The 13,471-nt window shown below is 68.7% G+C and carries 14 protein-coding genes and 4 pseudogenes; 13 read left to right on the top strand and 5 right to left on the bottom strand.

The window, feature by feature from the left end; all coding sequences use genetic code 11:
- Positions 1-3: 3 nt before the first annotated feature.
- Both ADL29_RS46535 and ADL29_RS46530 read left to right on the top strand, forming a co-directional pair.
- Positions 4-99, top strand: a pseudogene (locus ADL29_RS46535) (IS481 family transposase); the annotation flags it as partial.
- Positions 100-361: 262 nt separating this feature from the next.
- A complete protein-coding gene (locus tag ADL29_RS46530; RefSeq protein ID WP_078970943.1) occupies positions 362-748 on the top strand; it encodes a transposase in 387 nt (128 codons plus the stop codon).
- On the opposite strand, the pseudogene ADL29_RS40810 reads toward ADL29_RS46530, so the two are convergent.
- Positions 673-882: pseudogene (locus ADL29_RS40810) on the bottom strand (Ku protein); the annotation flags it as partial. The gene ADL29_RS46530 and the pseudogene ADL29_RS40810 sit on opposite strands and share 76 nt — an antisense overlap.
- A gap of 839 nt (positions 883-1,721) precedes the next feature.
- Here ADL29_RS40810 and ADL29_RS11960 point away from each other — a divergent pair.
- From ADL29_RS11960 to ADL29_RS11955, 3 genes are all read left to right on the top strand, one after another.
- Entirely contained in the window at positions 1,722-2,651 is a 930-nt protein-coding gene (locus ADL29_RS11960; RefSeq protein WP_425424227.1) for a Rieske (2Fe-2S) protein, read from the top strand.
- 201 nt (positions 2,652-2,852) lie between these two features.
- On the top strand, positions 2,853-2,981 hold the full coding sequence (locus ADL29_RS46010) for an LPFR motif small protein (RefSeq protein WP_281181818.1): 129 nt from the start codon (positions 2,853-2,855) through the stop codon (positions 2,979-2,981).
- Between the two features lie 243 nt (positions 2,982-3,224).
- A complete protein-coding gene (locus ADL29_RS11955) occupies positions 3,225-4,703 on the top strand; it encodes an aminotransferase class I/II-fold pyridoxal phosphate-dependent enzyme (RefSeq protein ID WP_053923649.1) in 1,479 nt (492 codons plus the stop codon).
- A 227-nt stretch (positions 4,704-4,930) separates the two neighbouring features.
- Here the strand turns inward: ADL29_RS11955 and ADL29_RS11950 are convergent, their stop codons facing one another.
- The 3 genes and pseudogenes from ADL29_RS11950 to ADL29_RS11940 form a co-directional block, all read right to left on the bottom strand.
- On the bottom strand, positions 4,931-5,413 hold the full coding sequence (locus tag ADL29_RS11950; protein ID WP_063788456.1) for a hypothetical protein: 483 nt from the start codon (positions 5,411-5,413) through the stop codon (positions 4,931-4,933).
- Between the two features lie 655 nt (positions 5,414-6,068).
- Positions 6,069-6,278: pseudogene (locus ADL29_RS46245) on the bottom strand (hypothetical protein); the annotation flags it as partial.
- Between the two features lie 69 nt (positions 6,279-6,347).
- Positions 6,348-7,235, bottom strand: a complete 888-nt coding sequence (locus tag ADL29_RS11940) for a LysR family transcriptional regulator (protein ID WP_053923646.1) — start codon at positions 7,233-7,235, stop codon at positions 6,348-6,350.
- A 76-nt stretch (positions 7,236-7,311) separates the two neighbouring features.
- On the opposite strand from ADL29_RS11940, the gene ADL29_RS11935 reads away from it, so the two are divergent.
- The gene (locus ADL29_RS11935; protein WP_053923645.1) at positions 7,312-8,031 is read left to right on the top strand and encodes a CTP synthase C-terminal region-related (seleno)protein; all 720 of its coding nucleotides are present in this window, start codon (positions 7,312-7,314) and stop codon (positions 8,029-8,031) included.
- 396 nt (positions 8,032-8,427) lie between these two features.
- Here the strand turns inward: ADL29_RS11935 and ADL29_RS43425 are convergent, their stop codons facing one another.
- Positions 8,428-8,865 (bottom strand): bacterial transcriptional activator domain-containing protein, encoded by a 438-nt coding sequence (locus tag ADL29_RS43425; protein ID WP_157878469.1) that lies wholly within the window; start codon positions 8,863-8,865, stop codon positions 8,428-8,430.
- A 554-nt stretch (positions 8,866-9,419) separates the two neighbouring features.
- Between ADL29_RS43425 and ADL29_RS46525 the strand changes: the two are divergent.
- The 7 genes and pseudogenes from ADL29_RS46525 to ADL29_RS11900 all read left to right on the top strand — a co-directional run.
- Positions 9,420-10,193: pseudogene (locus tag ADL29_RS46525) on the top strand (S8 family serine peptidase); the annotation flags it as partial.
- Between the two features lie 843 nt (positions 10,194-11,036).
- Positions 11,037-11,915, top strand: a complete 879-nt coding sequence (locus tag ADL29_RS46520) for a cyanobactin maturation protease PatG family protein (RefSeq protein WP_425424234.1) — start codon at positions 11,037-11,039, stop codon at positions 11,913-11,915.
- Positions 11,916-11,954: 39 nt separating this feature from the next.
- Entirely contained in the window at positions 11,955-12,140 is a 186-nt protein-coding gene (locus ADL29_RS11920) for a hypothetical protein (protein ID WP_053923642.1), read from the top strand.
- A 133-nt stretch (positions 12,141-12,273) separates the two neighbouring features.
- The gene (locus ADL29_RS11915) at positions 12,274-12,459 is read left to right on the top strand and encodes a hypothetical protein (RefSeq protein ID WP_053923641.1); all 186 of its coding nucleotides are present in this window, start codon (positions 12,274-12,276) and stop codon (positions 12,457-12,459) included.
- Between the two features lie 96 nt (positions 12,460-12,555).
- On the top strand, positions 12,556-12,741 hold the full coding sequence (locus ADL29_RS11910; RefSeq protein WP_053923640.1) for a hypothetical protein: 186 nt from the start codon (positions 12,556-12,558) through the stop codon (positions 12,739-12,741).
- Positions 12,742-12,858: 117 nt separating this feature from the next.
- Positions 12,859-13,041 (top strand): hypothetical protein, encoded by a 183-nt coding sequence (locus ADL29_RS11905; protein WP_053923639.1) that lies wholly within the window; start codon positions 12,859-12,861, stop codon positions 13,039-13,041.
- Positions 13,042-13,120: 79 nt separating this feature from the next.
- Positions 13,121-13,348: a hypothetical protein gene (locus ADL29_RS11900; protein ID WP_053923638.1), complete on the top strand. Its 228-nt coding sequence runs from the start codon at positions 13,121-13,123 to the stop codon at positions 13,346-13,348.
- Positions 13,349-13,471: the final 123 nt, after the last annotated feature.

Here is a 13,471-nt window from a genome sequence, read left to right as displayed (position 1 = left end):
CTCGTGATCCACCGTAATGCCCCGCTGACGCCGACCGGCAGGCTGCGTCTGGCCCGGTGCGTCGTCGACCCCGACGGGGCACTGGCTGAGGCTGTCGAAGAGGAGAGCGGCCACCGCCGACGGGAATGGGCGGTGAACATCGACTCCACGTCCGGCCGGGCTCATCAGCACGCGGCCGGGGCCCGCCGCCGGCCGCCGCGTGACTTCCCGTAAAAGGGGGTGGTTCGCGTGTGGAAGCCGATGGGCGTGCGGCCCTGGGACGCTCACGAGGCGGACTGACCAGCAAAGTCCATCTGCCGGCCGATGACCGGGCCCGCCCGCTGACCTGGCTGACCCCCCAGGCCAGCAGGGCGACAGCCCTATGTTCATCCCTGTGCTGGAGTGCCTGCGGATCCGGCGGCACGGACCGGGGCGGCCACGCAGCCGACCGGATCGGGTCCGCGGTGACAAGGCGTACTCCAGCTACGACAACCGTGCCTGTCTGCGACGGCGGGGGATCAAGGCGACCATCGCCCAGCCCGATGACCAGCGGGCCAAGCGCCGGCGGAAGGTCCGGGCCGGCGGACGTCCTCCGGCCTTCGACAAGTCCCAGTACCGCCGCCGCAGTGCCGTCGAGCGGTGCGTCAGCAAGTGGAAGCAGTACCGCGCGGTGGCCAGCACGACCAGTACGTACTCGTCGCCGGCATCGAACGCCTTGACGATGTCGTCGGCCGAGACCTCCTCACCGGTGCGTTCGTTGACCCGCTGATGGCGGATCCGGTCGGATGTACCGCGCTGGAGCTGGTGAAAGTGAATCGTGTGGCTGTCGGTCGCCGTATACATCATGACCGGCAGGGTGACCAGCCCGAAGGTCAAGGAACCACTCCACACCGGACGGGCCATGTACCCCGCACCTCCCACGCCTGGCATGCCGGCGGCCGTGCTGCTACCTGCCTTTTCATGGCACGTCCGGTCGGCGACGATCGCATCCGCGGCACCCCAAGAAACAGCAGCCCTATCAAGCGCTTTTCGCGTGCTCTCAGCTCACACTCGCAAGCCAACCGGCTGTCGGCGCCCTCGAACGGGCCCGTCAGGGATTCTGGGGATCGACCCCCGTGTGGGCCTCTGCATCTCTCCCACCGCTCGGACGACGCGAGCGTCCCTTCTGCCCCATGTCCCGCATGCCCTTGCTGGGGTCCTTACTGGTTCCCCGCTGTGAGGACTTCCGATGTTTCGCCATGTCTGCTCCCGGTATTGGCGGCACCAAACGGCTGCGCCACCCATGTCGGGCCTGGCGCTGCACAATGGCTGCCGTTCGAAGCCCCCGCCTCCAGGCTGCGGCTCCACCAGAGCCCTCGCATCTCAGGCCGTGACCAAGCCGGCCGCACGCCTGGTCCCTGGCAGTCCCGGTCCGGCGGCTCCAGCTGCAGAAAGCCGCCCCTGCTCGCGGCCCGCTCTGCAATCGCTGCCTGTGCGTAGCGCGAAGGCCCGGGGGCAGGTGCGTCTGCTGCGCCGCACCAAGGGCGCACGGCCGCTCGCCGGGAACGCTGATCAACCGTCGAGACCAGCAGCCGCCCGCGCTCCGGTCACGGTCGCCGCACCGTCCGGTCATGCCGGCGTGGGAGCCTTGCCCGGTTGCTCCTGCGCGCGACAGTCCCGGAGCCAGCAGAGTGGAGCGGCGCCCGCTCCCGTTTGAGATTCTTCGCCCGTGGGACACGCCCACCATGCGGATGCTCTCGGCGATGTTCACGCACAGGCCTTCCCTCGCCTCAGGCACGTCCCGAATGCGGAGTGCCGGCGCAGACCTCAACGCTTCTTCCCTGGCGAATTCGCTGGACTCGTTGGCCGACGCCAAGGCGCTGGATGCGGTGATCGCACCGTTGCGGAAGGTCGTGCGCGCCCTGCCTCTGGGGCGGTACCGCGACGTTCTCCACGGGCGACAGCTCGGGCACCCCCTTCACCCCGCCCTCGTGCAGGTTCCCATCGGCGCGTGGACGTCCGCCGCCCTTCTCGACGTGGTTCCTGGCGCCTCCCGCAGCGCCCGGTTTCTTGTTGGCGTGGGTGTCGTCGCGGCCGTACCGGCGGCCTTGACGGGCTGGGTCGACTGGGCCGAACAGCACAAGCGGCAGATGCGTACCGGTGTGGTCCACGCCGCGGCCAACGCCGCAGCCATCGGCCTGTACACCGGTTCCTGGGCGGCCCGCCGTCAGGGGCGGCCATGGCGGGGCAAGGCGTTGGGTCTCGCGGGCCTGACCGCGGCCACCGCGGGCGGCATGCTGGGCGGGCATCTGGCCTTTCGGCACGGGGCGGGGACGAACAAGGCGGAGCCGGTGCCACGCCTGCTGAAGCCGGACTGGCAGCTCCTGGGACGGATGGACGACCTGCCCGTCGGCAAGCCCGTGCGCCGCGAGGTGGGGGAGGTGCCGGTGATCGTGGTCCGAGAGGACGGAGACGAAGTGCACGTCCTCGCGAACCGCTGCAGTCATCTCTCCGGTCCGCTGTCCGAGGGAAAGATCACCGACGGCTGTGTGAAATGCCCCTGGCACGGCAGCACATTCAGGCTCTCGGACGGCCAGAACATCCGTGGCCCCGCAACCGCTCCACAGCCTTCGTTCGAGGTACGCACCGACAGCGCCGGTACCGTGTACGTCCGGCTGCCGGAGGCCGGTTGACGTCGGCGCGCCCGCACTCCTTCGCCACGCCGCGCACACGCCGGCCGACAGCCGGCCCACGACGAGCGCTGGCAGCGTCCATTCCGGGAGCGGTTGCCTCGTGGTGTGCCTACGGTGGTAGTTGGTTGGGCGAGTTGTCGCCGGGCCCGGGGACGTACTCAACCGGGTGCGCCGCGACACCACACAGGACGGAGGTTCCTCGTGCTGACAGCCATCGCAGACGTTCTCCGCGCCATCGGGAGCGCAATCGCCACCGTGGTCACTCTGCCCTTCCGGGCCGTCGCCCGGCTCTTCGGTGGAGTATCCGACACGGCGCACGGACGCCACTGATCAGCCGCGGAAGGTCTGGGCCTCCTCGCCGGCATCAGTCGCCCAGCGTGGAAGGCCCCACTCCCCCGCCTGCCTCCTTCTGGTGCGTCCCGCCGAAACGCGAACCTGGTGGCACCGTTCCCGGACAGCCCGGAATCAGCCCGAGCTGAGGTGCGGATGATCCGGGCTGCCTGCAGCCTGGGGTAGGGGGCTACGAGACCTGGCCCCGGATTAGTCGCATGTGGCATCGGGAACCCGTGTGCCATGTCTCCTGATCACAGCCAAGCGCCCGTACTGGAAGCTCTCGCCCAGTACCATGCATCGGCCCGGCTGGCCTTCAGCCCGCCCGGCCACAAGCAGGCGCGAGGTGCCGACCCGCGGGTCCGTGACGTCCTGGGCGACGCCGTCTTCTACGGAGATGTTCTGGCCTCCGGCGGCCTGGACGACCGGCGTACGCGGAACAAGGTCCTCGAACGCGCCGAGAAGCTGATGGCAGATGCCGTGCACGCCTCCCACACCTTCTTCTCGACCTGTGGGAGTTCCCTCTCCGTGAAGGCCGCCATGCTCTCCGTAGCGCACCCCCACGAAAAGTTGCTGATCGGCCGGGATGCGCACAAGTCCGTCGTCTCCGGTCTGATTCTCGCGGGCATCCAGCCCGTGTGGGTGGACCCCAGGTGGGACACCGACCGGCATCTGGCTCACCCGCCCTCCGCAGAGGACTTCGAGAGGGCCTTCGCCGCCCACCCGGACGCGAAAGGGGCCCTGGTCACCAGCCCGACCCCGTATGGAAGCTGCGCGGATCTCCGCTCCATCGCGGACACCTGCCACCGCCGGGACCGCCCACTGATCGTTGACGAGGCATGGGGAGCGCATCTGCCCTTCCACCCCGATCTGCCCACCTGGGCCATGGACGCGGGTGCGGATGTCTGTGTGACCAGCATCCACAAAATGGGCAGCGGACTGGAACAGGGCTCCGTCTTCCATCTGCAGGGAGACCTGATCGACCCGGCCCTGCTCAAGACCCGCGCCGACCTGCTCGGGACGACCAGCCCCTCCGTGCTGATCTACGCCGGTCTCGACGGCTGGCGCCGTCAGATGGCCCAGCACGGCCGGGACCTGATGGACGGGGTCCTGAGCCTGGCGGCCCGGGTACGGGCGGCGATCGAGCAGATCGAAGGACTCCACGTCCATGACCGCGCCGACTTCTGCGGGCCCGGACTGGCGGACGACCTCGATCCGCTCCCCGTCGTCATTGACGTCAGCGGACTGAACACGACGGGATACAAGGTGGCTGACTGGCTGCGCGAACACCGGAATGTCGACGTGCACCTGTCCGACCACCGGCGCATCAACACCCAGCTCACCCACGCGGACGACGAGGAAACGACAGGCATGCTGCTGGAGGCGCTCAAGGCCGTCTCCCGTGCCGCGTCGGGCCTGCCACCCGGCCCCACGGTCAGCGTTCCGGAACCCCGATCCCTGCGTCTGAAACAGAGTTGCCTGCCGCGTGACGCCTTCTTCGGTTCCGTGGGGGACGTTCCCGTACAGCAGGCTGCCGGCCGCGTTGCCGCCGAGATGCTCACGCCCTACCCGCCAGGCATCCCCGCAGTCCTGCCGGGCGAGTTGCTCAGCGAGCCCGTGCTCGAGTACCTGCGCTCAGGAATCGCAGCAGGAATGAACGTGCCCGATGCCGTCGACACCCAGCTCAACACCGTCAGGGTCCTGATGGAGACCGACGACTGACCCATGGCGCATCCGGGACCCACGCGCACCGGCTCGTATCTGCATGGGCAGTCCGGCCGGGGACCGGCGTCGCAGAGGGCCGCCGCCAGGTCACCACCGGCCCGGTGCCCCGGCGAATGATCCGCAGCAGCCGCTGCCCCTCGTCGTCGTCGATCTCCCAGACCCGTACTCGTTCTGCCACCAACGGCAGCCTGCCGAGACCGCACCACCGCGTCGCGGATGCCGCACTACGCGCGTGTCGCGTGCATCTCCTGGAACAACTCGAACTCGCCGTCGGGGGCGGCGCTGAATCCCTGCCAGCGGAAAGACGTCGGCGTGACATCGCTGAACGTCCACCGCGAGCGCCGGCCCTCGGAGTCGGTTCCCTCCTGGATCATCCCGCCTTCACCGTCAGGTCGACCGACCTGGGAGAAGTACGAAGGAAGCTTCGGTGAGATCCACGTAATCTGCCACAGCCCGGTCGTGACGTCATACATGCGGATGGTGGTGCCGGGGAACCGGTCGTGGAACTCCGGGCAGAAGAGCACATCCTGCACCGCCCGCCCGCCGAGGACCCAGCCGAAACGCCACTCGCCCGCCGCGCTGCGCCATTGACCGTCACCGAACCGGTACCGGTTGCTGATGTTCCACGTTCCGACCAGCCGGCCGTACAGCATCATCGCCTCGGCGTTGTCGGGGTCAGGGCCGTCTGCCGAGAGCAGCTCCAGCATCGAGTCATGGGACGACACAGCCATCAGGGCCTCAACCTCCTGCTGAGAAAACGCGGTTGACCAGCCAGAAGGATAGCCCTCCCCTCTGACAGGGCGAACGTTGCCTGATGCGGCACCAGGCCGTACGTTCCGAGACCGCCGGCAGCCACTCCATCAGGTGGAAGGCGTGATCACGCCGCGCAGCCGCACGCCGGCCTTCCGCTTGTCCGGTTGAGGGCGGTTGCAGTCGGCCCAGCTCCCCTCGGCCCAGCTCCCCTGCGCACAACTCCTCCGGTGCGTTCTCCCTGCCTCGGCGAAGCCGGAGGCCACCTCACCGCGTCGGCGCGGGCGCGGGCCACGGCGTACGCCGCCAGAAGGCCGACCACGAGCGGGACGATGCCTGCCAGGCCGATGATTGCAGTTCGTCTCGTGCGCCTCTCGGCCTGGGCCTGTCCCCTCGGCTCCGGTACAGCTGCGGCGGACAAGCCGCTGGAGCTTCGGCCGGAACGGCGCGCAGCAGGTGCCCTCCCGGTGGACGCCGTCGACACCCTCGTCCACCTCCCCCACAGTAGCGCGGCGGCCGCCGGCAACCACCAGGTGAAGGGCAGCCAGATGCGTTCGGTCTCCGCCTTGCTCATGCCGGACAGGTCGGCGGCCAGCATGGCGAGCAGGAAGGCGCAGGGCAGCGCGGTCTGCCCGCCCGAGTCCGGGTGGCCGCGAGGGCGAGCAGGGCCAGCGCCCAGGCGGCGACCGCCGCGAAGTAGCCGTCGGCGGAGACCTCGACCCAGACCGCGCCCGGGGCCAGTGCCATGAAGGGCGCGGCCGCCCGCGCCCGGCCCTCACCGGCCAGCAGGCGCAGGGTCACCAGCGCGGCGGCCGCTGCCGAAGGGCTCGTCCTCGTCACGGCTTCATGGATGAGACGGGTCGGACGTGGTGCGTGCCCGCTCCGCTGCGGTCACTGCGCCGGCCGCAGGGTGTCGACGAGTTCGGCGGCCAGGGTGGTGGGTGTGCGGGGGTGCAGGAGCTCGGTGCGGTGCACGACGCGGGGCTCGGTGATCGGTACGGCCGCGATGCCGGGGAGGTCTTCGGCTGCGGGCAGGGCCGCAGTGGTGAGGCCGGCTCCGGCGGCCACCAGGACGGACAGTCCGCGGATGTCGGTTCCGGCGTAGGTGAGTTGGTGGCCGAAGCCGTCGGACCGGGCGGCGGCCCGGAGTTGGGCCAGGGGTACGGCGGCGTCGGGTGCGTCGATCCAGCGGGCGGCGGCGAGGTCGGCCAACCGCAGCACCGGACGGCCCGCGAGCGGGTGGGTGGCGGGCAGCAGCACCGCGAGGGGTTCCTCGCTGACGGGAAAGGCGGGCAGAGAGCCGGCATCGGGCAACGCCAGTGGATCGCTGGGTGCCACCGCGCCGTCGACGAGCGCCAGGTCCGCCGCGCCGGTCAGCACCGCCCGGATCGCTTCGGTGCTGCCGCACACCCGCATCGAGGCCGCGAGCTGTGGGGCCGCGGTGCGGGCGCGTACCAGCGCGAGGGCGGTGGCGGGCGTCAGCGCGCCCGGCGTGCAGGCCAACGCGAGTCGCCCCGGGCGCACCTGCCGCAGGCGCGCGATGTCGGCCCGCGCCGCGTCCAGGCGCAGCAGCAGCGGCCGAGCGTGTTCCAGCAGGCGCTCGCCCGCTTGGGTCGGCGCTACCGGTCGGCGGGTGAGCAGCGGCGTCTCCAGATCGGTCTCGAGGCTCGCGATGTGCTGCGAGACCGCGGACTGGGTGTAGCCGAGGGCCTGGGCGGCGGCGGAGAAGGAGCGGTGGTCGACCACGGCGACGAAAGTACGCAGGTGCTGCGGATCCATGAATATCAGTATTGCTGATTCTGGATACAGGAATCATCGTTGGACGTGATGCAGGTGGGCGGCTCAGGATGGCCGCATGACACACACCGCCCGCGTCGCCTTGGTCGGCGACCGCTCGCCACACGTGCGTTCCCACACCCGCATTCCGGGCCTGCTCGACGCGCTGCGCGAGCGTGATGGCCTGGACCTGGACGCCTACTGGATCCCCACCTGGGATATCGCGGACCACACGACCCTGACCGGGTTCGATGCGATCTGGGTGCTGCCCGGCAGCCCGTACCGCAGCGAGGCCGGCGCGCTCGCGGCCATCCGCACCGCCCGCGAGGACCGCATCCCCCTGCTCGGCACCTGCGCCGGCTTCCAGCACGTCCTGCTCGAATACGCCCGCAACGTGGCCGGGCTGCCAACGGCCGGTCACGCGGAGAACGCGCCCGACACGTCGGCGGCCGACGCCGTAGTGGTGCCGCTTGCGTGCTCCCTGGTCGGTCACGAGGGCACCGTCGAGCTGACCGCGGGCTCCCGTGCCGAAGCGCTCATCGGCGCTGAGCGATCCATCGAGCGCTATCACTGCAACTTCGGCGCCGGCCCCCACCACGTTCAGCTGCTGCGCACCCACGGGCTGCAGTTCACCGGCACTGACACCGACGGCGAAGTGCGGATCGCCGAGCTGCCGGAGCACCCGTTCTTCCTCGCCACCCTCTTCCAGCCGGAACTCGCCGGCGACGGCACCCGCCCGCACCCCCTCATCCGGGGCCTTGCGGCAGCCGCCGTCGCGCGGGCGAAGGCAACGGCCTGACCGGCACCAAGCCTCGGTTGAGCGTCTGCCTGCGCCGCACGCTCTCCTTGATCCGCGAGCCTACGGCCGATGCGGTCCGGGGTGTCCGGCAAGGCCCTGTGGCAGCGGGCAGTGCATGGGGGCATGCCGCGCACGCTGAAACTCACGGGAACATCTCTCGTGCTCCGACCATCTCCGGATCGGTGTCCGCCTGCCGTCGTCGCTGACCCGGACGACCTCCCCGGCGTCACCCGTCTTCCCGATATCTTCCCGACGTGATCAGCCTACGTGCCAAGAGGCTCACCACCGCCTGCCCGAGAGCCAACTGGTGGTCGTGCCACGCGTCGTGGGCCGGTTGCTGCCCCGTGGATGCCAGTGCCTCACGGCGGGGCGGCCACGGGTTGGGACAGGAAGCAACTATGTAGTAGTGATCAGGTCCTGCACCAGCTGGTTCATCTGCTGTGAGGGAGACACTTCAAGTTCCTGCTGCAGTAGCTCCTGGTAGTTGTGGTAGTGCTTGAGCGCGCAGGCCGTGTTGCCCTCGGCTACGTGTACCTCAATGACGATGCGGTGAGCGGTTTCCCGGATCGGATTGATAGCGATGGCAGTCGTTGCCGCCTGGAGCGCGGGCAGATACTGCTTTGCCGTCTGCAGCTGGTGGGCGAGGCTCTCAAGAGCGTGGAGGCGTGCTTGCTCCCAGTGCTCGCGTTCCAGAATGAGCCAGTCATCCGGCCAGCCCGGCAGCAGCTCCTGGTTCAGCTCGTTGACAACGGCCTCGCAATCCGCCGGCAGCGGGCTGAGCCCGGCAGTGATTTCCTGCGCTGTCTTCCGCATTCGATAGAGGTCGACGTCCACCGAGGGCGAGAGTCGCAGACGGCGGCCGACGCTGTCGATTACAGCTACGGACCGTATCCGTCTGCCTTGACAAAGGGCAGACCGCAGGTTCGCCGCTGCGCGGCTGGGTGTGCAGTCGGGCCAGAGCTGTTCGGCAGCTGCCCCCCTGTAGACACCGTGCTTTTGCAGGGCGAGTAAGGCCAACAGGCGCTGGGTTCCCAGAGGGAGGGGGATGCGGCTTCCGTCGTGTGCGAACTCGAAAACCCCAAGTAGTTCTAGGTGTGCGCTCTTCGAATTCACATGCACCACTTTGCGACCGGCCGCTGGTTCGCGCATCTGGATATGCCGCTGGCACCGGAGCGAAGGTGTTTTACACCCCCCTCTCCTGGCCGGTTCGACCTTCTTTCGCCCACTGAGCAACTGCGTCTGACCGGCGGATCCACGGACAGGAGACGCGCCAGAGACGTTTGCGGAACGCCTTTGGACGGTTCGGGGGACGCCCGCGGGATGAGCGGGTCGGAGTCTGGTGCTGAACGGCTACCGCGTCCCGTGCCATTGGCGGAGAGGAGGTCGGAGTGGAAGCCCGATCGATCCTTCAGACCCCTGCACTGCGGCAGAAGGACCTTCTCGGTGACGCCCGGGTGCGGGTAGCAGTGCTCGACGGACCTGTCGATCTGTCCCACCCGTGCTTCGATGGCGCACACCTCACGAGGCTGAACACGCTCGTGGACGAACCCGCCGGGCGAGGACGGATGTCGCTGCATGGCACACACGTCACCAGTCTGCTGTTCGGCCAGCGGGGTAGCCCTGTCGTCGGTCTTGCCCCCCGTTGCCGCGGACTGATCCTCCCGGTGTTCCGTGACACGCAGGAAGGCCGCGTGCCCCAGCTGGATTTGGCCAGGGCAATCGAGCGGGCAGTCCAGGAGGGGGCACACATCATCAACATCAGTGGCGGCGAGCGCACACCGGACGCACAAGCCGACAGCATGCTGGAACGTGCCCTGCGGCGGTGCGACGACAGCGGCGTCCTCGTCGTCGCAGCCGTGGGCAACGACGGATGCGACTGCCTGCAGGTGCCGGCTGCCGTGTCGTCGGTGCTGGCGGTCGGAGCGCTGGGTAGCGACGGCGCGCCGTTGACGATCAACAACTGGGGCAAGGCGTACCACACGAATGGTGTGCTGGCGCCGGGCCAGGATGTCTGGGGCGCCGCACCTGGTGGCGGGCGAGCGGCGCTGACCGGCAGCAGCTTCGCCACTCCTGTGGTATCGGGAGTGGCCGCGCTGCTCGTGGCCGCTCAGCTCCGCGAAGGCCACGACGCGGATCCCAAGGCAGTGGCCAGTGCCATCCTCAAGACCGCATCCGCTGCCCCCTGCTCCCCCGATGACGCCCCCGAGTGCCGACGCCGGCTCGTCGGGACCCTGGATGCAGGGAGGGCCTACGACCTCATCGTGGGGCGGGGAAGCACCTCCGTAAGGCAATCCGATGTGTCTGCAATACGGGTGACGCCTACGCCGCCACAGGGCGTGCGGCAGACGCAGTTCACCGCCGCCGAACCGGGAGTCAACCCCGCTGGTGCACCCCCTGCGCTCGGGATGTCCCCAGCGCAGGCGCCCCACACGGAGACGTCCCACTCGGAAATGACAGAGGGAGTCAGTGCCATGGACACCGATCGTACAGACGTCGCTGCACACGAAGCAGCCGAGACTGCGGGTGAGGAAGCACGGACCGAGATACCCCCGCCCCCGCCTGCTCCGGTACCCGCCGGAAGCACGGAAACGCGCGGCGTCCCTGATCCAGGAGCCGGCCCTGCGGGAGAACTCCCTGAACCCGGGACGTCCCGCGCGACATCGCTGGAAGGAGTCAGGGCCATGGACGCCAGTGGCGTGGATGTCCCCGCACATGAAGCAGCCGGGGTCGCGGGTGCAGAGGTATCGGCCATGGCACCCATTCCCCCAGGGGGACCGCCCCCCGTCGGCAGTGGGCTCAGGCACGGTGTCCGTCCCTCGTGCGGAGACGAAGGCAACGGTTCATGCACATGCAAAGGAAAGGCCGGAGGCCCCCTCGTCTACGCGATCGGCACGATCGGGTTCGACTTTCGGACCGAAGCCCGAAGGGACACTTTCCGCCAGCTCATGCCGTGGATCCCGGGGGAACCGGGTCCGAACGGCGAGCCGTCCTTCACCCAACCAAGCGTGTACAACCCGATTCAGCTGAGCGACTACCTGTCGATGAATCCGTGGGAGTCCGACAAACTGACCTGGACGCTGGAGTTGGATCGTACGCCGATCTACGCACTGGAGGCTGAGCCGGCCGCCGGCATGAACTGGGGCGGGCCGGTCGTCGCCGACCCGGACGAGGCGAAGCGCTTGGCCAAGGAGGCCGCGCTCGATCCGCAGAAGCTCGCGGACTACCTGGTCGCCGACCACTCCTACCCGCCTGTGTCGATGGTCTACAAGATCTTCCGGGAGGCGATCGCGGGACAGGTCAAGCCCGACGACGACCTGGGCCTGATCTCCCGGGTGTCGATCCCCGGAGTACTCACGGACCGAACGGTCCGGCTGTTCTCCGGGCAGGTCGTCCCCGTGGTCGAGGTCATGGCCCGCGGGGTCTCCACCTGGAACGAGACCTTGCTGGTCAACGCCGTGGTGGAGGCGGTCACCAAGGATCCCCGCAACGAGAACACCACGAACCCGGACGACCTCAAGAAGACCATCCGCGCGCTCCTGGACAAGGTCTACTACCAGTTCCGCAACCTGGGGCAGAGCTCCGCCGACCGGGCTATGAACTACGCGGGGACCAATGCGTTCCAGCTGGGGAAGTCCATCGCGGATGGACTGCTGTCCGCCCAGCACGTACCGGGGTCGGCGAACAACTTCTACGCGCTGGATTCCGTCCGGGTCTCCAAGAGTCCGTACTGCCGGATCGGCTCGGACTGTCAGGACGTCATCGTCACCTTCATGGACCCCGAGGACGACCGGCGGTCGAAGGTCAACTACCTGTTCACGATCGACGTCAGCGACCTGCCTCCGGTCAGCCTGGCACCGGTCCACACGTTCCTCGGTGACATCTGAACGTGTCACCGATGGCCGAGACAACGAAGAGAGAAGACCATGAAGGATCCGGAGAAGCAGCGGAAGATCGCCCTCCCGGTCCAGGCACCGCCGGTGCGTCGGGACGGGTGGAACGCCCCAGCGGCGCAGAACAGCGGAGACGGCATCGAAGCGGCCGCGCGCTGCGCCGACATGACAGGGATCGCACGGCAGATGTGCTTCGCCCGCGGCGGCCTTGCGGCGTGACGGGTGAGGGCGATGACCTGTCAGGCGGTACGGGAGATTGCTGAGCCACCACCGCTGCAACGGCAGTGCGTGGGTGGACGGTGCCGACGGGTGCAGCCCGCCGGCAGGCCGACAGAGTGGAAGGAAGAAGACCATGATGAATGACCGGATGGAGCAAGTAGCGGAGCAGCCGAAGCAGCCCGCCACGCTGGAGATGCCGCGGCAGGCGCCGCCCATCGACCGCACCGGACACAGCACGCCGGGCATGTACGGCGACAACCAGGGCGTCGACGCGAACGGGTTCCTCACCGACATGCTCGCAAAGGTGCTCCCCATCTGAACCGCCACCGTGCCGGTGACAGCGGTCCGCCCGGTCATCGGCACCGTGACACCCGTAGCCGACATCACATGACGGCACTACGGAAGAAGGAAGGCCATGAAGTTCGACCAGAACGAACGAGACGTGGAGCGGCTCACCAAGCCGACCACGCTGGAGATGCCGCGGCAGGCGCCGCCCATCGACCGCACCGGACACACGACGCCGGGCATGTACGGCGACAACCAGGGCGTCGACGCGAACGGGCTGCTCACCGGGATCCTCTCCAAATTCCTCCCGATTTGAACCGTCACCGCGCCTTGACGGTGGCACTCCCCCGTTACCGGCGCTCTGACGCCCCCCGACGACATGACGCATGACCCTTCACGGTCAATGACATGACGACATGACGGAAGGAAGGCCATGAAGTTCGACCAGAACGAACGAGACGTGGAGCGGCCTGCCAAGCCGACCACGTTGGAGATGCCGCGGCAGGCGCCGCCCATCGACCGCACCGGACACACGTCCGCTGGTGGCCACGACGACACCAGGGGCGTCGAGGCGAGCGATTTCCTCGACACGCTCACCAAGATTCTGCAGATCTGAACCGTCATCGCGCCGGTGACCGTGGCTCGCCCCCAGTCACTGGCGCCCAACCCGGTGCGCCGACGTTGGGAGGCAGGCCATGCCATTCAACTTGCCGGTCCAGAACGAGATTGACCGCTCGGAGCCCATCGAGCCGTTCCTCGTTCTGCGGCCGTTCCTCGACGACGGACAGCCCTCCCTGGCCAGGAAAGAGGTGGGCGGCAACTTCGGTGACGATGTCGGCGACCCGCCCCCGTACCTGTGCCGCGACCCCCGTGGCGAGGAATGCCAAGTGGTTCCGGGAACCGTGTGGGGAGGCCTGCTCTGATCCGCAGGCCGCGGTTGGTGCCGCCAGGTGGGTCGCGGCACCAACCGTCCCCAACGTGACCGGCCGTCAATGCCGCCCTCAGGAGGGACATCGTCATCGCCCTGTCGGCCTACCGGAAAGACC

The organism is Streptomyces chattanoogensis (genome assembly GCF_001294335.1).
In the GTDB taxonomy this organism is placed as follows: Bacteria; Actinomycetota; Actinomycetes; order Streptomycetales; family Streptomycetaceae; genus Streptomyces; species Streptomyces chattanoogensis.
This window is presented reverse-complemented; position numbering and strand designations above follow the sequence as displayed.